Origin of the sequence: Frigoribacterium sp. VKM Ac-2859 (assembly GCF_013204925.1) — a bacterium.
Classification (GTDB): domain Bacteria; phylum Actinomycetota; class Actinomycetes; order Actinomycetales; family Microbacteriaceae; genus Frigoribacterium.
On the sequence record NZ_JABMLC010000002.1, the window covers coordinates 746,546 to 770,973 of the forward strand.

Here is a 24,428-nt window from a genome sequence, read left to right on the forward strand (position 1 = left end):
ATCATCCACGACGTCGGGGGGTCGCGCGCGCACCACCGCCGGTCATCCGCCCGACGGTGGTGCCCGTCGGGACGCCCCGTTACCCTGAACGCATGTCTGGACTGCGCCTCGAAGAACTGTCCGCCGCCACCGTCGTCGCGGCCAACAACCTCACCCTCAAGCCGGGGCAAGAGCAGTTCGTCGCCCCCGTCTCGCACTCGATCGCCGAGGCGTACGTCAACCCGACCACCGCCTGGCCCCGCGTCGTGGTCGACGACGACGACGACACGGTGGTCGGCTTCATCATGGGCAACTTCGACGCCGAGGCCGACGACGAGGCGCTGCGCAGCTGCATCTGGCGCATCAACGTCGAGGCCGACGCCCAGGGCCGGGGCATCGGCCGGTTCGCCGTGCACGCCCTCGCCGACGAGGCCCGCAGCCGCGGCTTCGACCGGGTCACCGTCATCTACGAGCCGGGTGACGACGGGCCCGAGGACTTCTTCCACCACATCGGCTTCGAGGTCATCGGCGAGACGCCCTACGGCGAGCACGTCGCGGGGCTGACCCTGGCGTCGTCGCAGGTCTGAGCCGGCACCGCGCGAGGCCGACGACGTGACCCCGGGCGCCTCGCCCCACGGCGGCGAGCCCGCGCCGCACCCCGGCCCCGACCCCGGGCCCGCCCCCGACCCCGACCCCGACGACTTCGTCTCGCAGGTCGTCGCCGTCGTCGAGTCGATCCCGCCGGGCCACGTGATGACCTACGGGTCGGTCGCCGCCGCCCTCGGGTCGCGGGCCTCCCGTGCCGTCGGCCAGGTGATGGCCTACGCCGGGGCCGACCTGCCCTGGTGGCGGGTGATCCGCGCCTCGGGCCATGCCCCGCGCGACCACGAGCAGCGCGCCCTCGAGCAGTACCGGGTCGAGGGCACGCCTCTGCTGTGGAGCCGGTCGGGCACCTTCCGCGTCGATCTGGAGCGCGCCTCCCACCGTCCCTGAGCGACTGCACCACGGACCACCGGCATCACCGGGACGGGCATGTTCGTCGGAGGCGGTCGTCCACGACCGCCCGCCTCCCCCGGCGCCGCCCGCCGTCGCCCGGGTCGCCTCAGCGCGTCCGGTCGTAGGGGGTCGTCGTCGAGACGGCGACCAGACCCGACCGCTCGAGGATCGGACGCGAGTCGTCGGTCGAGTCGCTGTGCACGAGGGTCTTGCCCTGCGCGAGGGCGGAACGCGCGCGCGCCGCGGTCAACGCCCGGTAGATGCCCCGGTGGCGGTACGCCTCGAGCGTGGCGCCGCCCCAGATGCCGACGAAGTCCGTGCCGGGGACGGGTTCGAGCCGGCCTCCGCTGACCATCCGGCCGTCGACCTCGGCGACCCAGAGCTCCATGCCGTCGCCACGGCCCAACCGGGACAGCAGCGCGTCGGCCATCCGCGCGTCGACCGCCTCGCCGAACGCCTCGTCGACCATCGCACTCATCGCCCGCACGTCCGCCTCGGTGGTGACCCGACGCACCGTCACGCCCTCGGGCACCTCGCCGAGGTCCGCGAGCGCGGCGAGCGGCCCGATCATGATCGACTCGGGCTCGCCGGCTTCGAAGCCCGAGGCCACGAGCGCGTCGTGGAGCCCGGGGGCACGGTCGTGCCCGCGGGTCTTCCACTCGACCCGGGTGATCTCGTCGTCGGCGTCGAAGTGCTCGACGGCGGCCGCCACCAGCGCGCGCACCGCGTCGGCGTCCGCGTCGCCGAGGTCGCGGTAGGTGACGAACCCGCGACCACCGGCGAAGGTGACGAGCCGCAACGGACCGTGGCGGGTGACCGCGATCGCGCTCGGCGTCTCGGCGTCGGTGCGGAGTTGCTCGTCGTAGGCCTGCAGGTAGCTCGTCGCGTCGGTCATCGAGGCCACGCTAGCCGAGCCCGGACGGCGGGCGGGGCCCGCCGTCCGGGCCCCGCCTCACACGAGCGAGTCGCGCCACGCGGCGTGGAGCTGTGCGAAGCGGCCGGTGCCCGCGATCAGGTCGTCGGGGGTGCCGTCCTCGACGATCTTGCCGTGCTCCATCACGAGCACCCGGTCGGCGATCGCGACCGTCGACAGGCGGTGCGCGATGATGACGGCGGTGCGGTCGGCGAGCAGCGTCTGCAGGGCCTCTTGCACCATGCGCTCGGACGGGATGTCGAGCGACGCGGTCGCCTCGTCGAGGATCAGCACGCTCGGGTTCGCGATGAACGCCCGGGCGAACGACAGCAGCTGGCGTTGCCCGGCCGACACCCGGCCGCCGCGCTTGTTCACGTCGGTGTCGTACCCGTCGGGCAGGGCCTCGATGAACTCGTGCGCCCCGACCGCCTTCGCCGCCCGCACGATCTCGTCGCGCGTCGCGTCGGGCTTGCCGAGCGAGATGTTGTCGGCCACCGAACCCGAGAAGAGGTACGCCTCCTGCGTCACCATGACGATGGCGCGGCGGAGGTCCTTCGGGTGCAGGTCGCGCAGGTCGACGCCGTCGAGCGTCACGGCACCGCGCGTCGGGTCGTAGAAGCGCGAGATGAGCTTCGCCAACGTCGACTTGCCGGCCCCCGTCGACCCGACGAGGGCGATGGTCTGCCCCGCCGGCACATGGAGGTCGAAGCCGGGCAGCACGACCGTGTCGGCGTTGTAGGCGAACTCGACGTCGTCGAAGTGCACCTGCCCCTTGGCGTCCCACAGGTCGACCGGGCGCGTCGGGTCGGGCACGCTCGGCTGCTCCTCGAGCACGCCCGAGATCTTCTCGAGCGCGGCGGACGCCGACTGGTAGCCGTTGTAGAACATGGCCATCTCTTCGGCCGGGTCGAAGAACCGCTTCGCGTACAGCGCCACCGCCAGCAGGGCACCGATCTCGAGCGAGCCGTCGATCACCCGGAAGCCGCCGAACAGCACGACCGCCGCGAGGGTCGCGTTGCCGATGAGCACCAGGCCCGGGTCGAAGGTGCCGAACAACGTGAACACCTTCGAGTTGGCCTGCCGGTAGTCCTCGACGTGACCGGCGTACTCCTTCTCGTTGCGCGCCTCCTTGCGGAAGGCCTGCACGGCACGCATGCCCGTCATCGTCTCGACGAAGTGCACGATGACGCGGGCGCTCGTGACGCGCGTCGCCCGGAACAGCTTCTGCGAGCGCACCTGGAACCACCGGGTCAACGCCACGAGCGGCACGAGGGCGACGGCGAGGACGAGGCCGCTCTGCGGGTCGAGCGCGACCAGGGCGACGGCGGTGAAGACCATGTACAGCAGGCCCGACACCAGCTGGTTGATGCCCGAGTCGAGCAGCTCGCGGATCGAGTCCAGGTCGCTCGTCTGGCGCGAGATGATGCGGCCCGACGTGTACGTCTCGTGGAACTCGAGGCTGAGCCGCTGCGTGTGCAGGAACAGCCGCTTGCGCAGGTCGAACAGGATCGCCTGGCTGATCCGCGCCGACAGCACCGTGTACTGCGCCATCAGCACCGCACCGATCACGCCGGTCACCAGGTAGGCGACCACGACGAGGATCGCCGGTGCCCAGTCCTGGTCGTCCATCAGGGCCGGCAGGGCGGTGTCGATGCCGATCGCGATCAGGGCCGGCCCCGCGACCTGCGAGGCCGTGCTGATCACGACGACGACGCCCATCAACGCGAGTCGCCAGCGCAGCGGGTGCACGAGCGAGCCGAGGAGGCGCAGCGACCGACGGCGGAGCCTCTTGCTCTCGTCCTTGGTGAAGTTCTCGCGCTCCTCGCCGCGGACGCCCTGCGTCGTCGAGCCCTGCTCGGCGCGCTTCTCGGCCGGCGTGCGGCCGTCCAACGCCTCGCGCTCGACGGGGCCGTCGGCGACCGCCGGGCGATCGGGACGGTCGTCCTCGAGTGTCGTGTCGGTCATGCGAGCACCTCCTCTCGGGTGGTGGTGGAGTCGTCGTCGAGCGACGAGATGACGTAGCGGTAGTGCTCGTTGCTCGCGATGAGGTCGGAGTGCCGGCCCACCGCGGTGACCGTGCCGTTCTGGAGCAGCGCGACCCGGTCGGCCAGGGTGACCGTCGACGGCCGGTGCGCGACGATCAGCGAGGTCGTGGACGCGAGCACGCGTCGCAGACCGGCCTCGACCCGCGCCTCGGTGTCGACGTCGAGGGCCGACAACGGGTCGTCGAGCACCAGCACGGCCGGGCGCGCAGCGATGGCACGTGCCAGCGCGAGGCGCTGACGCTGGCCGCCGGACAGGCTGAGGCCCTCTTCACCCACGCGGGTGTCGACGCCCTCGGGCAGCCGCTCGACGAAGTCGGCCTGCGCGATCTCGAGTGCCTCGCGCATCACCCGGTCGGCCTCGTCGGCGTCGTCGGCGAGGTCGGGGCGACCGAGCAGGACGTTGTCACGGACGGACGCACTGAACAGCGTCGCGTCCTCGAACGCCATGCCGATGTGACGGCGGAGCTCTTCACGGCTGAGGTCGCGGACGTCGACACCGTCGATCAGGACCTGCCCGCCGGTGACGTCGTAGAGCCGGGACACGAGCGACAGGAGCGTCGTCTTGCCCGAACCGGTGAGACCGACGAGGGCCATCGTCTCGCCGGGCTCGACGACGAGGTCGACCCCGTTGACGAGGTCGGAGAACTGGGCCGGCGAGTCCTGGTACCGGAAGTGCGTGCCCTTGAACTCGAGTCGACCGTGGGGTTCGGCGATCGTCGCCGGCTCCTCGGGGTCGGTCACCGTGTTCTCGCTGTCCATCACCTCGAAGTAGCGGTCGACGGCCGTGCGGGTGTCGAAGGTCATCGAGAGGAGGAAGCCGATCGACTCGACCGGCCAGCGCAGCACGGTCGCCGTCGCGAAGAAGGCGAACAGCTGGCCGACGGTCAGCTGGCCGTCGGCGGCCAACCAGACGCCGCCGAGCAGACAGAGCGCGAAGGCGACGTCGGGGACGAGCAGCAGCCAGAGCCACAGCTTCGAGATGGCCTTCGCCTTCTCGATCTCGGTCCCGCGGAGGTCCTCGGCCTGCTTGGCGAACTCGCGCAGCGAGTGCTTGCCGCGACCGAAGGCCTTGAGCACGCGGATGCCGTGGACGCTCTCCTCGACGCTGGTCGCCAGGTCGCCGACCTGGTCCTGGCTGCGGCGGGCGACGACCGAGTAGCGCTTCTCGAACGCGAAGCTGACGAAGAAGACGGGCAGCGACGCCACGAGGAAGACGAGGCCGAGCACCCAGCTGTACGAGAACAGGACGACGAAGCCGACGACGATCGTGAGCACGTTGACGACGAGCAGCACGACACCGAACGCGAGCCAGCGGCGGATGAGGCTCAGGTCGCTGACCGACCGGCTGAGCAGCTGACCGCTCTGCCAGCGGTCGTGGAACGCCACCGGCAGGTCTTGCAGCTTGGCGTAGAGGGCGTTGCGCATGGTCGCCTCGACGTGCGTGCTCGGTGTGAGCACCAGGCGACGGCGGGCACCGATCAGGATCGCCTCGGCCACTCCGAGGCCCAGCACGACGGCGAACGCGGGCCAGACCTGCGATCGGTCACCGCTCGACAGGGGGCCGTCGACGAGCAGTTGCAGGACGAGGGGGATCAGCAGGGCGACGACGGCGGCGAGCAGGGCCGCGACCATGCCCAGCACGATGCGGGGCAGGGCCGGCTTGACGTAGGGGTGGAGCCGCACGAGCGACTGCACCGTCGAGGGGCGCTTCGCCGGGTCGGGCGGGCGTGCGGACGAGGACTTCTGAGACATGGGTGATCCAAGTGTCGTGATCTGGCACGGGCGACCGAACGGAGCGGTGACCCGTGGTGGAGAAGGTGGTGCGGCGACCGTCCGGGGAGGACGCGCGGTCCCGTGGTCGCGCCTGGGGACGTCGGCGGGCGGTGTGTCTGAGGGGTGCCGGTGGGCGGCGGACCGTCTCGTCTAGACGATCGGCGCCGGGCTCGGAGACGCCGAGGAGGCGCGACCCACGCGAGCACCGTCGGTGGCCGTGCCCACCGTGGTCAGTGTCGTCGTCGTCATCATGTCCTCCTGAGTGTCGTCATCCGTCCGTGCGGTCGTGTCCGACCGGCTGTGAGCAGCCTTACAGGATATGCGTGCCGTCGACTCCGCCGCAAGACGGAACGGTTCGGAATCGTGGACGACGCGACGCGCGCCTCCGGGGCCCCGGCCGACGGCGACCTAGTGGAAGAAGTGGCGCTCGCCCGTGAAGTACATGGTCACGCCGGCGGCCTTCGCCGCGGCCACGACCTCGTCGTCGCGGATCGACCCGCCCGGCTGGACGACCGCGGCCACGCCGGCGTCGAGCAGCACCTGCAGGCCGTCGGCGAAGGGGAAGAACGCGTCGGACGCCGCGACCGACCCGGCGGCACGTGCACCGGCGCGGTCGACCGCGAGGTGGCACGAGTCGACGCGGTTGACCTGGCCCATGCCCACCCCGACGGACGCGCCGCCCGAGGCGAGCAGGATCGCATTCGACTTGACGGCGCGCGAGGCCTTCCAGGCGAACTCGAGGTCGGCTCTCGTCGAGGCGTCGGCCTCGTCGCCGGCGACGAGGGTCCAGCCGTCGGACGTGAAGTCGTCGAACCGGTCGGCGTCCTGGACGAGCAGACCACCCGAGATCTGCTTGACCTCGCGTGCGTCGCGGGTGAAGTCGGCGGGCAGGGTCAGCAGGCGGATGTTCTTCTTCGCGCTGAGGATCTCGACGGCCTCGGGGTCGAACGCCGGGGCGATGACGACCTCGGTGAAGATGTCCGCGACGGTCTCGGCCATGGCGCGGGTCACCGGGCGATTGGCCGCGATGACGCCGCCGAAGGCGGAGACGGGATCGCAGGCGTGCGCCCGCTGGTGCGCGTCGGCGATGGCGTCGACGGCGTCGGGCGAGGCCACGGCGATGCCGCACGGGTTGGCGTGCTTGATGATCGCGACGGCGGGCTCGTCGAAGTCGTAGGCGGCGCGCAGGGCCGCGTCCGCGTCGACGTAGTTGTTGTACGACATCTCCTTGCCGTGCAGCTGCGTCGCCTGCGCGATGCCGTGCGCGCCGGGCGTCGCGTAGATCGCGGCCGCCTGGTGGGAGTTCTCGCCGTAGCGGAGGGTGTCCTGCAGCTCGGCCGAGACGGTGACCGCGGGCTCGAAGCCGGCCCGCGCCTCCTGCTCGTCGACGACGGACGAGGAGGCGCCGGTCGCCGCGGCGGACGCGTCGGCCTCGGCGCGCACACCCACGTGTGCGGCGAAGTACGCCGCGACTGCCGTGTCGTACGCGGCCGTGTGGGCGAAGGCCTCGCCGGCCAGGCGCTGACGCTGGGCGAGGGTCGTGCCCCCCAGCGTCAGCGCCTTCTCGATCTGCGGGTAGTTCGTCGGCGAGACGACGATCGCGACGTTGGCGTGGTTCTTCGCGGCGGCCCGGACCATCGCGGGCCCCCCGATGTCGACGTTCTCGATGACGGTCGGCACGTCGGCACCCGAGGCGACGGTCTCGACGAACGGGTAGAGGTTGACGACGACGAGCTCGAACGCGGCGATGTCGAGTTCGGCCAGCTGCGCCTCGTGCGACTCGAGCCGCAGGTCGGCGAGGATGCCGGCGTGCACCGCGGGGTGCAGCGTCTTGACGCGGCCGTCCAGCGACTCGGGGAACCCGGTGACGCTGCTGACCTCGGTGACGGCGTGGCCGGCGTCGCGGATGGTCTGGGCGGTCGAGCCGGTCGACACGATCTCGACGCCGGAGGCCGAGAGGGCGGCGGCCAGGTCGAGCAGGCCGGTCTTGTCGCTGACGCTGATCAGGGCACGACGCACGGTCACGGCGTCACGGTCGCGGTAGAGGCTGGGGTCGATGGCGTGGCCGCTCATGCGGTGGGCTCCTGTTCGAGGGTGGTCGTTCCGTTGGCGATGTCGAGCACGGTCTGGACGAGCAGTTCGCGCTCGACGACCTTGATGCGGTCGTGCAGCGACGACTCGTCGTCGCCGGGCAGGACGGGGATGCGACGCTGGGCGAGGATCGGGCCGCTGTCGACGCCCTCGTCGACGACGATGACGCTCGCGCCCGTCTGCTCGACGCCCGCCGCGAGCGCGTCGCGCACGCCGTGCGCGCCGGGGAACTCGGGCAGGTAGGCGGGGTGCGTGTTGATCAGGTTCGGTGCCAGGGCGGCGACGACCCGTGGCGGCACGAGTCGCATGAAACCGCTGAGCACGACGAGGTCGGGCTGCCACTGCTCGATCTGGGCCAACAGCTCGTCACCCCAGGCGGCACGGTCGGCGAAGTTCGAGAAGGCGACCGAGAAGGTCGGCACCCCGAAGTGCTCGGCGTGCTCGAAGCCGTCGGCCTCGCGGTCGGCGCCGACGGCGACCACCCGGGCGGGGTACTCGGCGTCGCTCGCGGCCTCGAGCAGAGCCCGGAGGTTCGAGCCGCCACCGGAGATGAGCACCACGAGCTTCAGCACCCGGCAAGCCTAGCGGCCCGGGCGCGCGCACCGGGGGGCGGTGGCGGCCACGGTCCCCGTGCGGCGGCGGTGGCGGTGGATGCGGTCGGCGGTCCGTCGGACGACGGCGTCAGCGCGTGATGCCCTCGATGCGCTCGGTGTCGTCGCCGTCGCGCCGCAGGGTGGTCACGGGCACAGGGCCCGTCGGCGTGGTGTCGTCGACGACCGGGTCGTCGTGCCGCTTCGCACCGGAGCCGTCCGGCGTCGTCTCGGCTCGATCACCCGCGAACCTCGGTGGCGTCACGACCATCGCGAGCACGCCGGCGACGGCGAACTCGAGCGCCGCGAACCCGCCCACCAGCAGCGGGTCGGGTCCGACGTCGGTCAGGCGTCCGGGCCCGGCCGAGCCCGAGGCCGCCCAGGCGAGCAGGCCGAGCAGCGCTCCCCCGACGAGCCCGCCGACGATCGCGACGACGATGCGGCGGACCAGGTCGTCGACCCCGTACCCGGCGAGCATCCGTTGCAGCCGCGGCCTCAGGAGGGTCGCGCAGACGTACGCGGCGACGACCGGGACCAGCAGCCCGACGAAACCGAACGTCAGGTCGGCGGTGGGCAGGGCGCCGAGGAAGGGGATGGCGGGCATCGGGCCGACGGCGGTGCCCAGGGGCGAGATCGACGACCCGGTGCCGATGGCGAAGCCGGGGCCGACCAGCCACGACGCCGCCCACACGACGACGTCGGGGAGCAGGGCGAGTTGACCGAGGGTCAACGCGAGCCCCCCGAGGAACCCGCCGTGCGCGCCTTCGTACAGGGTGATGATCTGGGCGTAGTTCGTCACGATCAGCACCGAGACGATCAGGGCCGACACGGCCAGGACGGCGGATGCGGCCACGGTCCCGAGCCGCAGTCCGGCGGCCGCGATGCCGGTCACCTGTCGGGGCAGTCGCGACAGGAGCCCGATCACGGCCCCGGTGACCGGGTCGGCGGCCTCGCCCCGACGCCGGCGCGTGACCTCCGCCATGGCCACGACGGGCACGGCGTACACGAGGGCGGGCAGGAGCGTGCCCTGCCACAACGACGGGCGTGCGAGCTCGTGCTGCGCGGAGGCCGCCAGGGCGAGGGACAGCAGGGCGAAGGTGCCGATGGTCACGAGCACGCCCGTCAGGCGGTGCGCGGTCTCGGCCGCGGCGCGGCCGGCGCGGATGCCCATCAGCACCGTTAGCAGGGCGAAGCCGAGCGCGGCCAGCGAGATGACGATGGGGGCGTCCGCCCCGGGGATGCCGGTCGCCGCGGCCGCGTCGGCGCTGAGCTGGACGGTCAGGTCGGCGCCGTGCCCGACGAGCCACGAGTCGACGGCTGCGCGCCAGAAGACGACCCAGTCGATCTGCAGGCCGTACTGGAACGCCCAGAGCGAGGTCAGCACGACGAGGGGGATGCCGACGCCGATGGCCACGACGAGCAGGGCTTCGAGCGCGGAGAAGAGAGCGGTGACTGGGCGGTTCATCGCGAGCGACTGTACCGGTGCCGACCGGGGCCGGCCTGCTGCCCCGCCGCCCGCGACGACGACGCCGCTCCGCACCCGCCGGCCCGCACGCACGACGACGGGCGTGTCCGTCGTGACCGGCGTCCGAGGACGACCGGCGGTGACGAACACGCCCGTCGAGGAGGCGCGGGTCGGCCCCTACAGGGAGGCGTAGACCTCGCGGAGCAGCGCCGCGGTCTCGCTCGGCGTCTTGCCGACCTTGACGCCGGCGGCTTCGAGCGCCTCTTTCTTCGCCTGGGCGGTGCCGGCCGAGCCGGACACGATCGCACCGGCGTGGCCCATCGTCTTGCCCTCGGGGGCGGTGAAGCCCGCGACGTAGCCGACGACGGGCTTGGTGACGTGTGCCTTGATGTAGTCGGCGGCACGCTCTTCGGCGTCGCCGCCGATCTCGCCGATCATGACGATCGCCTTGGTGTCGGGGTCGGCCTCGAACGCCTCGAGGGCGTCGATGTGCGTCGTGCCGATGACCGGGTCGCCACCGATGCCGATGGCGGTCGAGAAGCCGAGGTCGCGCAACTCGAACATCATCTGGTAGGTAAGGGTGCCCGACTTCGAGACGAGGCCGATGGGCCCCGAGCCCGAGATCGAGGCAGGCGTGATGCCCACCAGCGACTCGCCGGGCGTGATGATGCCGGGGCAGTTCGGGCCGATGATGCGGGTCGTCCCGCCCTTGGCCTTGGCGAGCGCCCAGAACTCGGCGCTGTCCTGCACCGGGATGCCCTCGGTGATGACGACGACGAGCGGCACCTCGGCCTCGATGGCCTCGACGACGGCGTCCTTGGCGAACGCCGGCGGCACGAAGACGATCGAGACGTCCGCGCCGGTCTCGGCGACGGCCTCGGTCACGGTGCCGAAGACGGGGAGCTCGACGTCACCGTGGGTGACGGTCGTACCGGCCTTGCGGGCGTTGACGCCACCCACGACCTTCGTGCCCGCCTTGAGCATGAGTGCGGTGTGCTTGGTGCCCTCGCCGCCGGTGATGCCCTGGACGATGACCTTGCTGTCCTTGTTGAGGAAGATCGACATTGTTCTGTGCAGTCCTTACTTCGAAGCCAGCTCGGCGGCCTTGTCGGCAGCCTCGTCCATGGTCGCGACGACGGTGACCAGCGGGTGCGCCGCCTCCGCCAGGATGCGTCGACCCTCGTCGACGTTGTTGCCGTCGAGTCGCACGACGAGCGGCTTGGTGGCCGCGTCGCCGAGGATGCCGAGGGCGGCGACGATGCCGTTGGCGACCGCGTCACAGGCGGTGATGCCACCGAAGACGTTGACGAAGACGCTCTTGACCTGGGCGTCGCCCAGGATCACGTCGAGCCCCGCCGCCATGACCTCGGCGCTCGCTCCGCCGCCGATGTCGAGGAAGTTGGCGGGCTTGACGCCGCCGTGCGCCTCGCCGGCGTACGCGACGACGTCGAGCGTCGACATGACGAGACCTGCACCGTTGCCGATGATGCCGACCTCGCCGTCGAGCTTCACGTAGTTGAGGCCGGCGGCCTTGGCCTTCGCCTCGAGCGGGTCGGCCGCGTCGGCGTCCTCGAGCTCGGCGTGGCCGGGGTGACGGAACTCGGCGTTCTCGTCGATGGAGACCTTGCCGTCGAGGGCGACGATGTCGCCCTGCTCGGTGAGCACGAGCGGGTTGACCTCGACAAGGGTCGCGTCCTCGCCCTCGTAGACGGCGTAGAGCTTCACCAAGACGGGGGCGACCTTCTCGACGAGCTCGTCGGGGAACCCGCCGGCCTTCGCGATCTCGGTGGCCTTCGCGAGGTCGATGCCCGCGCGGGGGTCGACCTCGATGCGCGCCAACGCGTCGGGCTTCTCGACGGCGAGCTGCTCGATCTCCATGCCGCCCTCGACGCTGCAGAGCGACAGGTACGAACGGTTGGCACGGTCGAGCAACACCGAGAAGTAGAACTCGCGGGCGATCTGGGCGCCGCCGGCGATCATGACGCGCTTGACGACGTGGCCCTTGATGTCGAGCCCGAGGATGTCCTTCGCCGCGGCCTCGGCGTCGTCCGGGGTCTTCGCCACCTTGACGCCGCCGGCCTTGCCTCGGCCGCCGACCTTGACCTGGGCCTTCACGACGGTGACGCCACCCAGTTTCTCGGACGCCGCTCGCGCCTCCTCGGGGGTGTCGGCCACGATGCCCGGCAACACGGGCACGCCGTACTGCTCGAACAGGTCTCTGGCCTGGTACTCGAAAAGATCCACGCTGTTCTTCCAATCCGCATCGCTGCGTCGTCTCACCATGATCCGTCTCGACATCGAGCCATCTCGACATGAAGACATATGGGCCGCGGTCAGCCTAGCGGGCGACCCCAGGGGTACGCCGAGCGTGGCGTCTGCTGTGAGCATCGGGGGCCAGCTGCCGCCTGGGGAGTAGACGAGAGACACCCCGACAGAACCAGAAGACGGAGACACGCATGTCGAAAGAGAAGAACCTCGCCACGCAGGAGCGCCTCGGCGAGATCCTGACCGCCCGTGAGATCGACCGCCTCGGCGAGGGTTTCCACGCCGACGTCGTCGACCACGACCCGGCCCCCGACGCACCCGCTGGCCTCGCCGGCATCCAGGCCTTCTGGACCGAGTTCTTCGCGGCTTTCCCCGACGCCGACCTCGCGGTCGAGACCCTCGTCGCCGACGACGAGAACGTCACCGCCGTCTTCACGATCTCGGGCACGCACACCGGCACGTTCCAGGGCGCGGAGCCCACGGGCAAGTCGTTCACCGTGCGCGGCATCCAGGTCGGCCGGTTCGACGAGGACGGCCTGCTCGTCGAGCGCTGGGGCGCCACCGACGAGGCCGGCATGAAGCAGCAACTCGGCCTGGCCTGAGCCGCTCCCCCACCACCCCGCACCGCCTTCGAGAGGACACACCATGAGCGACACCAACACCCCCGCAGCATCGGGCGAGCAGCCCTACGACCAGGCCGACGAGTTCGCCGAGTCCGAGCAGATCGCGACGAACGACGCCGTGGCCGGCGAGACGGTCTTCCCTGGCGTCGGCGAGGGCAACGACGGCCCCACCGGTGGCGCGCCCCGCGAGGGTTCGCCCGAGTACGCCTCGAACGACCTCGAGGGCGACGAGATCGACCTCGACGAGACCGAGTGACCTCGGTCACCACCGTCTGACGACGCCCCCGCCGCACCTTGCGGCGGGGGCGTCGTCGCGTCACGGCTCCTCTATGGGTGCTCGCCGTTAAATCTGGGGTCTTATGGCGAAGCCATTTGGAACTCGACCTTGGTCGCAAGCGTTATGCCAAGCGTGAACGGTAGCGACATGGGCGAGCACACCGCGAGGCCGATCAAATAACGGCTCAAAGCACGATTTAAGAATGAATGAGAGTGGCGAGAACACCTCGACCTCGACCTATTCAGAAGGTCCAGTATCAACGCAAGATGCCCCCGCCCGCATAGCCGACGGGGGCATCTTGGCCGTAGGTGGCTCGCGCGTGGCCTCCGATTACCCGCGAGAAAGGCCTCGGGCAGCCGTGACTCGCTGCTGTCCTATCACGATACTCGAAGCTGAGGTGTCAGCACGAAGTTCCGTCAGAAAGCCCTTCCGATTAGCCCTCTCGACTTGAGCCAAAGCATCCGCTAGTGGGAGACCTTCCTGTTGCAGAAAATCGAAGAGGTGTTCCGCTACAAGGTCTCCTGGAAAGTGAAGACTCTCGAGATCAGCGTCGACCCAGGTTCGAAGCGTCAGCCGGCGTGATGGGCACTTGCTGGCATAGACGCTTTCAACCCAGTCCAAGGTTGACCCAGGTGTCTGGTCCCACCAACTACGGATAGACCACGAGAAAGTCTCGAAGACCCAATCGTCTTGAACTTCGAGCGTGGCAATGGTGTTGCGATGAATCAGCGCCTCCGGTGGAAGCACTTTTTCAAGGCGCGGCCACGAACTGGAAGGCAGCCCGGCCCGAACTAGTAGACGAGGTTCGTTTCTCACGGAATTACCCCTGCTCAAGTGCTGGCGTTCGGGCTTCCCGAGTAGCAAACAGCACCCGTCACCAAGAGTGCGTGTGACCCACTACGCACTACTCCACGAACACCTTGGTTGTTATTTGTTGTTGTGATGCGACTGGCGTTCCACGAGCCGCCCGTTGGGCCGCCTCCGAGGTCATGGGACCACCCCTGACCGCCCCGAGTCAGGTCGACCGACCACCGATGGTAAACGGTTGGAGCCTTCACCGCGAAGGAGGTAGTGAAGTGCACCTGCCTTGTGCCCCCTACACGGCTCATCGTCAAAGAGGATGATCCGCATGGCCCTACAACCGTATGCCGACCCTGCTTCGCCACGAGGGTTTTAGCCTCAGGAGTGACAGGAACAGAGTTTTGGCGGCCCGAGGCGTCCGTTTCGATCTTAAATCCATTTTCGGCTGCCACGCTTGAATCGAAGTAGGCGAGCTCAAGCGGAACCGTTACGGTCTCCGTGGCCGAAGCCGGCTGGGCCACGGCAAGGATGCTGGCAGTAACCACAACAATTGCAAAAACGCCATGAGTCTTTCTCACTGACATTTCTCCTTTCAGTTTGTTGGATTAATAGTCCATGTGTAATTCCGAAAGAAGAACGCCCGGGGGACGGTTGTTTCAGCGGCGCCGACCATCTAAGGTTCCCCACCTGGCACGCGTGTTTGGGCCGAGCCGATTGAGGGCTGCCACGATTGGCCCCAGGCCATCAACCGGACAACTCTCTACCTGCTCGCAAGCCCGCAACGGCCACCGGTGGCCGGTTGCAGGAAGATCTCGACCGAGATCAACGAGCGGGCCCTTACTGAGGTTTAGGGCGATGCGTCCCGACCGGTGAGCCACCCAGTCATTCGCGGGCAGCTACGCGGCGCAACCGCCCATTAGTTGACTGCGCGTCTGCCTGGCGTCAGGGCCGGTACGCGGGTGACGCGAGGTCGACGGTCCACTTTGACTGTCCATGAGTTCTTCTGGCTCTAACGTGCCCAACTCGACCATTTTCATCCCGAACATCGCGCGCCAATCCTGACAACGAGGCCTGCGTTCGGGCCACCGCCCTTGAACGTGCTGGGACCTTTGACTGTGCAGTTAGGAACAACTGCCCTGGCCTGCCAATTATTCTTTCAACATCGTCAGGGGTCGGCCTCGGCGCATGCCCACCGCGGAAGGGCGCGGCAATGGCCACAGGATCTTCTTCCAGAAGCTCGGCCCAAACGCCGTCATGGTCCGCGTTCGGGGACCCGTGATGGGCGACTTTGTAAAGTGAGGCTTTTGAGGGCGGTTCAAATTCCTCGAGCACAGCCCCCCAACCACAGCCGGACGGACCTACCAGTAGGTCGGCCCCAAGCAGGACGCTAATTTCGCCAAAACTGATCCAAAGCGCCACGGCAAATTCATTTGGGTCGCTGGCTCGAAGCCGTTTTTCGTGCCCAGCGACAGCCGTGCCTTCCGCCAGAAACCCTAGGGCGCGGGTGACCGCTTCGTCGGATGGCGATAGAGCAATTATCGAGGCGGCAGGCAGATCGGGCGACGCTTCACGGCTCCATAGAAGGCGTTGAGACACTGCTCGCTTGAGCTTGCTGAGCCCCCGTGTTCTGCGGAGTTGGGCCTCGGCCAGAACAGACCTGTATTCAGCCCGGACTGACAAGCGAAGCTGTTTCTCTATGTCGTGGTCCGCCTCAACTTGGGCGAAGAATTCCGTGGACGTGAGAGCACTTGATAGAACGAGCTGAGCACTCTCGGCCCGCTGAAAAAGGTTAGAAATACCCGCAATGTGGTCGTCATGAGCGTGTGTTCCGACCACGAGCTTCACGGCATCAGACACCTCCACGCCGACATGATCGAGGTACTCAAGAACGGGGTTTAGTTGCGTGACCTGGTCAATACATGAGTCGACAGTCACCCAGTCATTGCCGCCCATGTGAACCAGTACCGCTTCACCTCGACCTGGCCCAAAGACAGACACCTCAAACTCGTCCGCCAGAGGCTTGATGTGCCCATCTTTAGTCAATGAGGTCGCCCAGAGACTCGTGCAAAGCTTGAGCCCTCGCCGCGTGACTCGAAATCTCCTCCTGTGACCAGCGGCCCAACCGGCGGCGCCTGATCGCTTGGGTTCTCATCGGGGCCCCTCCCGGCCCTAAAACGGTTCGAACCGTCACGTAAACTACGTCCCCAACCGCCAGCGCATCATCTGTTCCGAGCAATTCAAGCGGAAAGTCGCCGACGACACGTGGGCCAGATTGACCTGGAACAAGTTCCGCGCTGAAGAGGTCGTCGTCGACAGCAGTGACGTATCCCGTCCAACTCTCCATGCCGGCCACTCGCGTCCCGCTCAAAGCGGTGGAACTGCTTGGCTTGACCGCATTCCTCAGGGCTTCTCTTTGCGCAGCCCTAGTTTGTAGATCATCTGCCTGCGTTCGCGTGCCCCGCCTAGACGGCGCGCTTGAGGTCGAGGTCTCATTGCTGCGACTCGGCTCAGGCGGCACCGTGGCTATCGAGGTGGACGGCCACCCGCTAGTCCTCATGGCGGTCGACCCCCTACCCAATGGATTCGTTGTCGAACCTTGGTCGAGAAGCATTACGCCGATCCTCTATCCGTAGCCACGGCTCGATGCCAATAACTCTCGGCCCTACTCAGAGATGCATCCCATTCATCCATGATCACGTCGCGAGCCAGGCGATTCTTCTCCACTGACTCCTGCAGTGTTTCCTCGCGAGTGTCCCAAATGTCGTTTCGATCCGAAATTTCGTCATCTACGTATGTAAGGTTAAAATGATCGTTGACAGAGACGTACACAGCCTGCGGAACGGCATTGGACGGTTCGACTTGCACCTGCACGCGTCCCGAGTATCCGTCCGGACGGACACCCCAGAGTGCAACGTTGCGCATACCTGGAGACCGTAGGACATCTTCCCAGTGAGCCTTCGGAACGAGCGTGTCGCCAACCGCGTGCCATGCCTGCTTAGATTCGACGGCTACGTGGAACGTGCGGTTGATCCCCAGCGCAGCTACTGGCACGTAGTCGAGTGTACGCAAAACGCCTAACGCCACGTCCCGAAGCCTGGGCAGCTCCTCCGGCTGATCTGTCGAGAGTTGCAACGCTTCTGCCGAGACGTTTACCTGCAGCCAGCCCAACTTGAAAAGCGCCAAGTCTTGGGAAATGACGTCAATATGTTGATCTCGTAACTCTATAGACCCGACCAAATCGAGGTCTCGGAACCACAATGGAGAGAACATTGCTGGCGTGAATGCACCACGCACAAAAACAGCACCCTGCTCGAGGGCAATCCCTGGCTGAGGCAAGTTGGGCTCCTAGTCTTGGGTTGGCCAATACTATTCATCAACCCTGTGGCCTAGCTACACCCTGCCACCAGTCTGAAGGTGCCGCTCCTTGGATGAGTAGTGGGCAACCGTGCCCAAGCAAAGCCAATCAAGAATTGCTTTAACTGATTTTCTCGATCGGCGCAACCTTGATCAGGAGCTTCTTGCGGCCGGCGCCGTCGAAGAGCACCTCGGCGATGCGGCGGGCGCCGGTGCCGGTGACGGCCATGACACGGCCCTCGCCGAAGTCGACGTGCGAGATGCGGTCACCGGCCTCGAGCTCCATGTCGCCGTTGTCGCGGACGGTGCCCGTGACCCGGTTCGCCCACTCGGTCTTCGGCTTCGTCTTCGCCGCCGCCGTCGCCCGGTCGTAGCTGCCCGAGCCGTAGCCGCCCGACGCCCGCGGCGTCGCACCGCGGTTGCCATCGCCGCCCTCGCGACGGGCGTTGAGCGCCCGCGGCTGCGTGCCCCCGCGGCTCGTGGCCATGCCCGGCGACTGCTTCCAATCGATGAGCTCGACGGGGATCTCTTGCAGGTACCGAGACGGCATCGCCACGTTGACCTCGCCGAACTGCGCCCGCGTCATCGCGAGCGACAGGAACAGCCGCTGTCGAGCACGCGTGATGCCGACGTAGAACAGTCGTCGCTCTTCGGACGGACCGCCGGGCTCGTTCGCCGACATGCGGTGCGGCAGCAGGTCTTCTTCGACGCCGGTGAGGAACACGGCCTCGTACTCGAGCCCCTTGGCGGTGTGCAGGGTCATCAGCGACACCGTGCCGCTCGTGTCGTCGAGGTCGTCGGCGGCTGCGACCAGCGTGACCTCGGTGAGGAAGTCGAGCAGCGTGCCGTCGGGGTTGTTCTTCTGGAACTCCTTCGTCACCGCGACGAGTTCGTCGATGTTCTCGGCGCGGGCCTCGTCTTGCGGGTCACGCGACGCCCGCAGCACCTCGACCAGGCCGCTGCCCGCGATCAGGGCCGACAGGATCTCGTGCACGGGCGCGGTCGCCGCCGTGGCCTGCACGTCGTCGAGCAGCTTCGCCAAGCCCGTGATCGCGCCGGTGACCTTCGGCCCGAGGCCGAGTTGGTCGGCGTTGCGCATCGCGTCACGCAGCGGCGCCTCGTTGGTGTCGGCCCAGCGCTGCATCGCGGTCTCGGTCGCGGGACCGATGCCGCGCTTGGGCACGTTCATGATGCGTCGCAGGGCGAGCGGGTCGGCCGGGTTGGCGACGGTGATCAGGTACGCCATGGCGTCCTTGATCTCGGCACGCTCGTAGAACTTGGTGCCACCGAGCACGCGGTAGGGGATGGCTGAGCGGATGAAGATCTCTTCGAGTGCACGCGTCTGCGAGTTGGTGCGGTAGAAGACGGCCATGTCTTTGTAGTCGGTGCCGGACTCGTGCAGCGCCGCGATCTCGTCGGCGACGAACTGGGCCTCGTCGTGACCGGTGTAGCCGGTGAACCCGACGATCTTGCTGCCGGCGCCGACCGTGGTGAACAGGTTCTTGGCCTGACGGTCGAAGTTGTTCGAGATGACCGCGTTGGCGGCGTCGAGGATGTTCTGGGTCGAGCGGTAGTTCTGCTCGAGCAGGATGACCTTCGAGTTCGGGAAGTCGCGCTCGAACTCGACGATGTTGCGGATGTCGGCGCCCCGGAACGCGTAGATCGACTGGTCGGAGTCACCCACCACGGTGAGCGACGCCCCGGGGATGCCGCCACTGCCGTCGCGCATCGACTGGACGAACTGACCGCCCCTCTCGAGCTCGTCGACGAGGTCGGCCTGCACCGGCCGGGTCAGCTCGCGGATGAGCGAGTACTGCGCGTGGTTGGTGTCTTGGTACTCATCGACCAGGATGTGCCGGAACCGCCGCTGGTACTGGGCGGCCACGTGCGGGAAGGCGCGGAACAGGTAGACGGTCTGGGCGATGAGGTCGTCGAAGTCGAAGGCGTTGGCCCGCTGCAGCTCGCGGGTGTACTGACGGAAGATCTCGAGGAACATGACCTCTTGCGGGTCGTTCATGTTGATCTGGCGCGAGTACGACTCGACGTCGCTGAGCTCGTTCTTGAGCTTGGAGATCTTGCCCGAGGCCATGCTGACGGTCAGCCCGAGCTGGTCGGCGTCGAGCTCTTTCAGGATGCGCTTGAGCAGGGCCCTCGAGTCGGCGGAGTCGTAGATCGTGAAGCTCTTTGTGAAGCCGAACTGCTCGGCCTCGCGCCGGAGGATTCGCACGCACGCCGAGTGGAACGTGCTGATCCACATGCCCTCGCCTGCTTGACCGACGAGGTGCGCCACGCGCTCGCGCATCTCGGCCGCGGCCTTGTTGGTGAAGGTGATGGCGAGGATCTGGCTGGGCCACGCCTCGCGCGTCGCCAGCAGGCCCGCGATGCGGCGGGTCAGCACGCTGGTCTTGCCCGAGCCGGCACCGGCCACGATCAGCAGCGACTGCCCGCGGTACTCGACCGCCTCTTTCTGCTGGGGGTTGAGACCGGCGGTCAGGGGGTCGCCGGAACCGCCGGCAGCGTCAGAGGGCTCGAGCACGATCGTCATGGCCCGTCGAGTCTAAGCGCGACCACCGACATGGCGAGAGGGTGCGGGGCGACCAGGGTCGCAGGCGGCGTCGCGCGGGGTCAGCGGGACGCGAAGGCGACCCGCGCCTCCTCGGCGAGCTCGGGCTGGTCGGCGAAGACCCCGTCGACGCCGAGCGCCAGGAGCGAGGTGAACTCGGCCTGCCAGTCGCCGAAGGCCGCCTTGCCACCGGGGCCGCGGTGGGCCTTGGCCAGGAACGCGTTCTCGGCGCGGAGCGTCCAGGTGAAGACGTCGAGGCCGGCCGCGTGCGCCCGGTCGACGACCCGACCGTCGGTCGCCCCCTGCGCGTCGACGAGCGTGTGCTTGTCGAGGCTGACGCCGTGCAGGCCTGCGTCGACGAACGACTCGAGCGACTCGGCGTGCAGCTGGTCGCGGTAGCCCACCGACGAACGCCCCGACGCGACCAGGTCGGCCGCCACGCCCGCCTTCTCGAGCAGGTAGACGAGCCGGGCACCGAGTCGCTGGTCGGCCAGGCGACCGAGCACGGTCTGCTCGAACGACTCGATGGTCAGCCGCGGGTCGTCGACCCAGCGCCGCTGCCGCAGCTCGTCGGCGAGCAGCTCGCCGAGCGGCAGGCCGATGGAGTCGAAGTAGGTGGCGTGCTTGACCTCGGCGACGAGGCCGACGGGCCGATCCGCCGCGTCGAGCAGGTCGAGCAGGTCGCCCAGCCGCTGGATGCGCCCCTCGCCGTCGTGCGCCGCACTCTCGGGCCGCAGCTCGGGCAGCCGTTCGCGGATGCGCAGCGTGCTGAGTTCGTCCCAGGTGAAGTCCTCGGTGAACCAGCCCGTGACCTTCGTGCCGTCGATGGTCTTGGTCGTGCGGCGGTGCCGGAACTCGTCGTGGTCGGCGACGTCGGTCGTGCCCGAGATCTCGTTCTCGTGCCGCAGGACGAGCACGCCGTCGCTCGACGCGACCAGGTCGGGCTCGATGGCGTCGGCCCCGAGCTCGATCGCGAGACGGTAGGCGTCCTCGCCGTGCTCGGGTCGGTGACCGCTGGCGCCGCGATGGGCGATGACGAGAGGCGAGGTGGACACCCGGTCACGCTAACCGGCGTCCCCGTGCGCAGCCCGAGCCGCCCGACCTCCCGGCGAGAGGCCGTCTGCGGAAAGACCGTCTGTGGAGAGACGAGGAGGCGCGGCCCCTGGGGACGAGGCGTCGCGCCCCCCGCAGACGCAAAAGATGCACGGCACGCACGTTCGCCCTGCGAGAATGCGGCTCTCATCAGGCAGATCTTCAGCCATTCGTTGCACGACAGGCGTTAGCCTCATCTGTACGGAAACGCCTTCGTGAACCTGCGCGGGCGATCCACACATCCCTAGCGATCAGAAGAGGAACCCCTTGGCATTCTCGAATCCCGGCTTCAGTCAGTCGCCGGCCTTCTCGAAGAACGGCGGGCCCGTCATCCGTCAGCAGCAGGGCGCAGCCCAGCCGGTCGAGTACAACGGCATGACCGCCGAACAGCTGCAGCAGCTCTACTCGCAGCCCGCCGCCGGCCCCACGCAGACCGACCGCATGACCTACGAAGACACCATCACCAAGACGCTGTTCGCGTTCGGTGTCGTGCTCGTCGGTGCGGCCATCGGATGGTTCATCCCGGCCCTCGCCTTCGTCGGGGCCATCGCCGGCTTCGTGCTGGCGCTCGTCAACATCTTCAAGAAGAAGCCCTCCCCCGGGCTCGTGCTCGCCTACTCGGCGGCACAGGGCCTCTTCGTCGGTGGCATCTCGTCGATCTTCGAGAGCCAGTGGGACGGCATCGTCACCCAGGCCCTGATCGGCACCGTCGCGGTGTTCGCCACGACCCTGCTGCTCTTCAAGAGTGGCAAGATCCGCGCGTCGGCCAAGGCCACCAAGGTCTTCATGATCGCGATGATCGGCTACGGCGTCTTCTCGCTGATCAACTTCGGTCTGATGATCTTCGGTGCGAACAGCAACCCCTGGGGCCTCCGCGGCATGGAGATCTTCGGCATCCCGCTCGGCTTCATCCTGGGCATCCTCGTCGTGATCATGGCCGCGTACTCGCTGGTCCTCGACTTCGACCAGGTCAAGACCGGCGTCGAGCGCGGCGCACCCCGCATCTATGCCTGGTCGGCCGCCTTCGGCATCGTCATGACCGTGATCTGGCTCTACGTCGAGATCCTGCGCATGCTCGCCATCCTGCGCGGCAGCGACTAGCCAGCGCGGCGCCACCAGCAGCACCCCGAAGCGGGGCTCGTTCCGACCGGGACGGGCCCCGCTTCCGTGTGTGGGGGTCGATGGCCGAGGGGGTGGGGGTCGATGGCCGAGTGGGCAGAAGGTGCTGTTCGTGGGCGGGTGAAGGGCACGTTCTGCCCGCTCGTTCGCGCCCTGGCCCGAGAGCACCCCGAGATCCAGGGACGACGACATCCCGCGGAGACGACGAAACCCCCTCGGGCAGGTGTCTGCCGGAGGGGGTTTCGTCGTCACTGCGCTTCGCGGGAGGTCTCCCTCACTCCACGTTCGCGGCTACTGGTGGGCACCGGGGTCGCAGGCTCCCCCGGAATGACCGGGCTCGATGCTTCGCATCGAAAACAGCCCGGTCATTCCCATTCGATCGTTCCCGGGGGCTTGGAGGTGACGTCGAGCACGACGCGGTTGACGCCGTCCACCTCGTTCGTGATGCGGTTCGAGATGCGGGCCAGCACGTCGTAGGGCAGACGCGTCCAGTCGGCCGTCATCGCGTCCTCGGACGACACCGGACGCAGCACGATCGGGTGACCGTACGTACGACCGTCGCCCTGCACACCCACCGAGCGGACGTCGGCGAGCAGCACCACGGGGCACTGCCAGATCTCGTCGTCCAGGCCGGCCGCGGTCAGCTCGGCCCGCGCGATCGCGTCGGCCGCACGCAGCAACTCGAGTCGCTCGTGCGTCACCTCGCCCACGATGCGGATGCCCAGACCGGGGCCGGGGAACGGCTGACGCCCGACGATGACCTCGGGCAGACCGAGCTCGCGCCCGATCGCCCGCACCTCGTCCTTGAAGAGGGTGCGGAGCGGCTCGACGAGCTCGAACTGCAGGTCTTCGGGCAGGCCGCCCACGTTGTGGTGGCTCTTGATGTTCGCCGTGCCCGTACCGCCACCGCTCTCGACGACGTCGGGGTAGAGGGTGCCCTGCACGAGGAACTTCACGGCCGAGTCGCCCTCGGCCGCGGCCTCGAGCACCAGCGCCTCGGCGGCGGCCTCGAAGCTGCGGATGAACTCGCGGCCGATGATCTTGCGCTTCTGCTCGGGGTCGGTCACCCCGGCGAGGGCGTCGAGGAACTGCTGCTCGGCGTCGATCGTGACGAGTCGCACACCGGTCGAGGCGACGTAGTCCTCTTCGACCTGACGACGCTCGTCGGCGCGCAGCAGACCGTGATCGACGAAGACGCAGATCAGCTGGTCGCCGACGGCCTCGTGGACGATGGCGGCCGCGACGGCCGAGTCGACCCCGCCCGAGAGGCCGCAGATGACGCGAGAGTCACCGACCTGTTCGCGGATGCGGGCGACCTGCTCGGCGATGACGTTGCCGCTGTTCCAGTCGGCGGGGATGCCGGCGGCGCGGTGCAGGAAGTTCTCGAGCACGGCCTGGCCGTACGACGAGTGCTTGACCTCGGGGTGCCACTGGACACCGTAGAGCTTGCGGGCGTCGCTCGAGAACGCGGCGACGGGGGTCGACGCGCTCGAGGCCAGCACGTCGAAGCCCTCGGGGGCCTTCGACACCGAGTCGCCGTGGCTCATCCACGTCGTCTGCGAGGCCGGCTGGCCCGACAACAGCGTGCTGTCGCCCTCGGCGAGCGTGACGTCGGTGGCGCCGTACTCACGCTGGCCGGTCTGCGAGACCTCGCCGCCGAGCGCCTTGGCCATGGCCTGGAAGCCGTAGCAGATGCCCAGCACGGGGATGTCGAGGTCGAAGATGCCCGCGTCGATGCTCGGCGCGCCTTCTTCGTAGACGCTCGACGGGCCGCCGCTGAGCACGATGCCCACGGGGTTCTTCTCGGCGATCTCGGCCGCGGTGATCGTGTGCGGCACGATCTCGCTGTAGACGTTGGCCTCACGCACGCGCCGGGCGATCAACTGCGCGTACTGGGCGCCGAAGTCGACCACGAGCACGGGGCTCTGCGCGGTCTCGGGCGCGCGGTCGGCCGGTGCGGGGGCCGTGGCGGCGGTCGTCGCCGACGCCTCGGCGGTCTCGGGTGCGTCGGTCACGCGGGGGCTCCCTCTGTCGTGGGGGTGGTCTCGGCGGTCAGGGCTTCGTACTGCCGCGTCGCGAGCTTGGTCATGTGGCTCTCGACGAAGAACGAGAGCAGGGGCACGACGCCGCCGAGCGCGATGAGGAAGAACCGCGAGAACGGCCACCGCATCAAGCTCCAGAGACGGAAGTCGGCGAAGAGGTAGACGACGTAGAGCCAACCGTGCGCGATGAGGATCGCGGTCGACAGGTTGAAGCCCGTGGTCGAGTCGACCGGCACGAGGAACCCGCCCTGACCGCCGAGCTGCATCTCGAGCTGCAGGGGCGTGTACTTGAACAGCATCTCGAAGATGAGCAGCAGCAGCATCACGCCGGTGACGTACGCCGAGATCTTGTAGAACCTGACGGCACCCGGGATCTTCGGGATGTCGCGTTGCCGGGGCTTCAGAGGCATGGGGACGATTCTAGCCGCGCCCACCCCTGC

The 24,428-nt window shown here is 68.3% G+C and carries 18 protein-coding genes; 5 read left to right on the top strand and 13 right to left on the bottom strand.

The genetic code is table 11. The annotated features are described in order from the left end of the window. The first annotated feature begins 92 nt into the window (after positions 1–92). Together HQQ78_RS11370 and HQQ78_RS11375 are read left to right on the top strand one after the other, a co-directional pair. On the top strand, positions 93–566 hold the full coding sequence (locus tag HQQ78_RS11370) for an N-acetyltransferase (RefSeq protein ID WP_173153342.1): 474 nt from the start codon (positions 93–95) through the stop codon (positions 564–566). A gap of 25 nt (positions 567–591) precedes the next feature. Beyond that, complete coding sequence (locus HQQ78_RS11375) at positions 592–972, top strand: MGMT family protein (protein ID WP_173153346.1); 381 nt, start codon at positions 592–594, stop codon at positions 970–972. Between the two features lie 109 nt (positions 973–1,081). Here the strand turns inward: HQQ78_RS11375 and HQQ78_RS11380 are convergent, their stop codons facing one another. From HQQ78_RS11380 to sucC, 8 genes are all read right to left on the bottom strand, one after another. Beyond that, the gene (locus HQQ78_RS11380) at positions 1,082–1,870 is read right to left on the bottom strand and encodes a GNAT family N-acetyltransferase (protein ID WP_173153349.1); all 789 of its coding nucleotides are present in this window, start codon (positions 1,868–1,870) and stop codon (positions 1,082–1,084) included. A gap of 57 nt (positions 1,871–1,927) precedes the next feature. Further along, positions 1,928–3,853: an ABC transporter ATP-binding protein gene (locus tag HQQ78_RS11385; protein WP_082460047.1), complete on the bottom strand. Its 1,926-nt coding sequence runs from the start codon at positions 3,851–3,853 to the stop codon at positions 1,928–1,930. Continuing rightward, positions 3,850–5,685, bottom strand: coding sequence for an ABC transporter ATP-binding protein (locus tag HQQ78_RS11390; RefSeq protein WP_173153352.1), 1,836 nt, complete (start codon positions 5,683–5,685; stop codon positions 3,850–3,852). The genes HQQ78_RS11385 and HQQ78_RS11390 overlap by 4 nt, the downstream gene beginning before the upstream one ends. A gap of 429 nt (positions 5,686–6,114) precedes the next feature. Continuing rightward, positions 6,115–7,779, bottom strand: coding sequence for a bifunctional phosphoribosylaminoimidazolecarboxamide formyltransferase/IMP cyclohydrolase (gene purH, locus HQQ78_RS11395; protein ID WP_173153355.1), 1,665 nt, complete (start codon positions 7,777–7,779; stop codon positions 6,115–6,117). Then, positions 7,776–8,369 carry a phosphoribosylglycinamide formyltransferase gene (gene purN / locus HQQ78_RS11400; protein WP_054147430.1) on the bottom strand — a complete coding sequence of 198 codons (594 nt, stop codon included), beginning with the start codon at positions 8,367–8,369 and terminating at the stop codon, positions 7,776–7,778. Before purN ends, purH begins: the two co-directional genes overlap by 4 nt. Positions 8,370–8,478: 109 nt before the next feature. Beyond that, on the bottom strand, positions 8,479–9,852 hold the full coding sequence (locus tag HQQ78_RS11405; protein ID WP_254065149.1) for a DUF6350 family protein: 1,374 nt from the start codon (positions 9,850–9,852) through the stop codon (positions 8,479–8,481). 177 nt (positions 9,853–10,029) lie between these two features. Continuing rightward, positions 10,030–10,917: a succinate--CoA ligase subunit alpha gene (sucD, locus tag HQQ78_RS11410; protein WP_056043398.1), complete on the bottom strand. Its 888-nt coding sequence runs from the start codon at positions 10,915–10,917 to the stop codon at positions 10,030–10,032. A gap of 15 nt (positions 10,918–10,932) precedes the next feature. Continuing rightward, on the bottom strand, positions 10,933–12,096 hold the full coding sequence (sucC, locus tag HQQ78_RS11415) for an ADP-forming succinate--CoA ligase subunit beta (protein WP_056043401.1): 1,164 nt from the start codon (positions 12,094–12,096) through the stop codon (positions 10,933–10,935). Between the two features lie 212 nt (positions 12,097–12,308). Between sucC and HQQ78_RS11420 the strand changes: the two genes are divergently transcribed. Further along, entirely contained in the window at positions 12,309–12,719 is a 411-nt protein-coding gene (locus tag HQQ78_RS11420) for an ester cyclase (RefSeq protein ID WP_056043403.1), read from the top strand. 43 nt (positions 12,720–12,762) lie between these two features. Further along, positions 12,763–12,996 carry a hypothetical protein gene (locus HQQ78_RS11425; RefSeq protein ID WP_056043406.1) on the top strand — a complete coding sequence of 78 codons (234 nt, stop codon included), beginning with the start codon at positions 12,763–12,765 and terminating at the stop codon, positions 12,994–12,996. Positions 12,997–16,428: 3,432 nt separating this feature from the next. Here the strand turns inward: HQQ78_RS11425 and HQQ78_RS11430 are convergent. The 3 genes from HQQ78_RS11430 to HQQ78_RS11440 all read right to left on the bottom strand — a co-directional run bounded on the left by HQQ78_RS11430 (position 16,429) and on the right by HQQ78_RS11440 (position 20,790). Next, positions 16,429–17,154 carry a hypothetical protein gene (locus tag HQQ78_RS11430; RefSeq protein ID WP_173153358.1) on the bottom strand — a complete coding sequence of 242 codons (726 nt, stop codon included), beginning with the start codon at positions 17,152–17,154 and terminating at the stop codon, positions 16,429–16,431. A gap of 139 nt (positions 17,155–17,293) precedes the next feature. Next, a complete protein-coding gene (locus HQQ78_RS11435) occupies positions 17,294–19,717 on the bottom strand; it encodes an ATP-dependent helicase (protein WP_173153361.1) in 2,424 nt (807 codons plus the stop codon). An 80-nt stretch (positions 19,718–19,797) separates the two neighbouring features. Then, positions 19,798–20,790, bottom strand: coding sequence for a glycerophosphodiester phosphodiesterase family protein (locus tag HQQ78_RS11440; RefSeq protein ID WP_173153364.1), 993 nt, complete (start codon positions 20,788–20,790; stop codon positions 19,798–19,800). 304 nt (positions 20,791–21,094) lie between these two features. Here HQQ78_RS11440 and HQQ78_RS11445 point away from each other — a divergent pair, with 304 nt between their 5' ends. Then, positions 21,095–21,928 carry a Bax inhibitor-1/YccA family protein gene (locus tag HQQ78_RS11445; protein ID WP_173153367.1) on the top strand — a complete coding sequence of 278 codons (834 nt, stop codon included), beginning with the start codon at positions 21,095–21,097 and terminating at the stop codon, positions 21,926–21,928. A 383-nt stretch (positions 21,929–22,311) separates the two neighbouring features. On the opposite strand, the gene guaA is transcribed toward HQQ78_RS11445, so the two are convergent. Together guaA and HQQ78_RS11455 are read right to left on the bottom strand one after the other, a co-directional pair. Beyond that, entirely contained in the window at positions 22,312–23,865 is a 1,554-nt protein-coding gene (guaA, locus tag HQQ78_RS11450) for a glutamine-hydrolyzing GMP synthase (RefSeq protein WP_200412454.1), read from the bottom strand. A 92-nt stretch (positions 23,866–23,957) separates the two neighbouring features. After that, the gene (locus HQQ78_RS11455) at positions 23,958–24,398 is read right to left on the bottom strand and encodes a DUF3817 domain-containing protein (protein WP_043595742.1); all 441 of its coding nucleotides are present in this window, start codon (positions 24,396–24,398) and stop codon (positions 23,958–23,960) included. Positions 24,399–24,428: the final 30 nt, after the last annotated feature.

Excerpts from the sequence above, each read along its gene's own strand:
- HQQ78_RS11370 (WP_173153342.1), top strand. The coding sequence starts at position 93 with ATGTCTGGACTGCGCCTCGAAGAACTGTCCGCCGCCACCGTCGTCGCG.
- HQQ78_RS11380 (WP_173153349.1), bottom strand. The coding sequence starts at position 1,870 with ATGACCGACGCGACGAGCTACCTGCAGGCCTACGACGAGCAACTCCGC.
- HQQ78_RS11385 (WP_082460047.1), bottom strand. The coding sequence starts at position 3,853 with ATGACCGACACGACACTCGAGGACGACCGTCCCGATCGCCCGGCGGTC.
- HQQ78_RS11390 (WP_173153352.1), bottom strand. The coding sequence starts at position 5,685 with ATGTCTCAGAAGTCCTCGTCCGCACGCCCGCCCGACCCGGCGAAGCGC.
- purH (WP_173153355.1), bottom strand. The coding sequence starts at position 7,779 with ATGAGCGGCCACGCCATCGACCCCAGCCTCTACCGCGACCGTGACGCC.
- HQQ78_RS11405 (WP_254065149.1), bottom strand. The coding sequence starts at position 9,852 with ATGAACCGCCCAGTCACCGCTCTCTTCTCCGCGCTCGAAGCCCTGCTC.
- sucD (WP_056043398.1), bottom strand. The coding sequence starts at position 10,917 with ATGTCGATCTTCCTCAACAAGGACAGCAAGGTCATCGTCCAGGGCATC.
- HQQ78_RS11420 (WP_056043403.1), top strand. The coding sequence starts at position 12,309 with ATGTCGAAAGAGAAGAACCTCGCCACGCAGGAGCGCCTCGGCGAGATC.
- HQQ78_RS11425 (WP_056043406.1), top strand. The coding sequence starts at position 12,763 with ATGAGCGACACCAACACCCCCGCAGCATCGGGCGAGCAGCCCTACGAC.
- HQQ78_RS11435 (WP_173153361.1), bottom strand. The coding sequence starts at position 19,717 with ATGACGATCGTGCTCGAGCCCTCTGACGCTGCCGGCGGTTCCGGCGAC.
- HQQ78_RS11455 (WP_043595742.1), bottom strand. The coding sequence starts at position 24,398 with ATGCCTCTGAAGCCCCGGCAACGCGACATCCCGAAGATCCCGGGTGCC.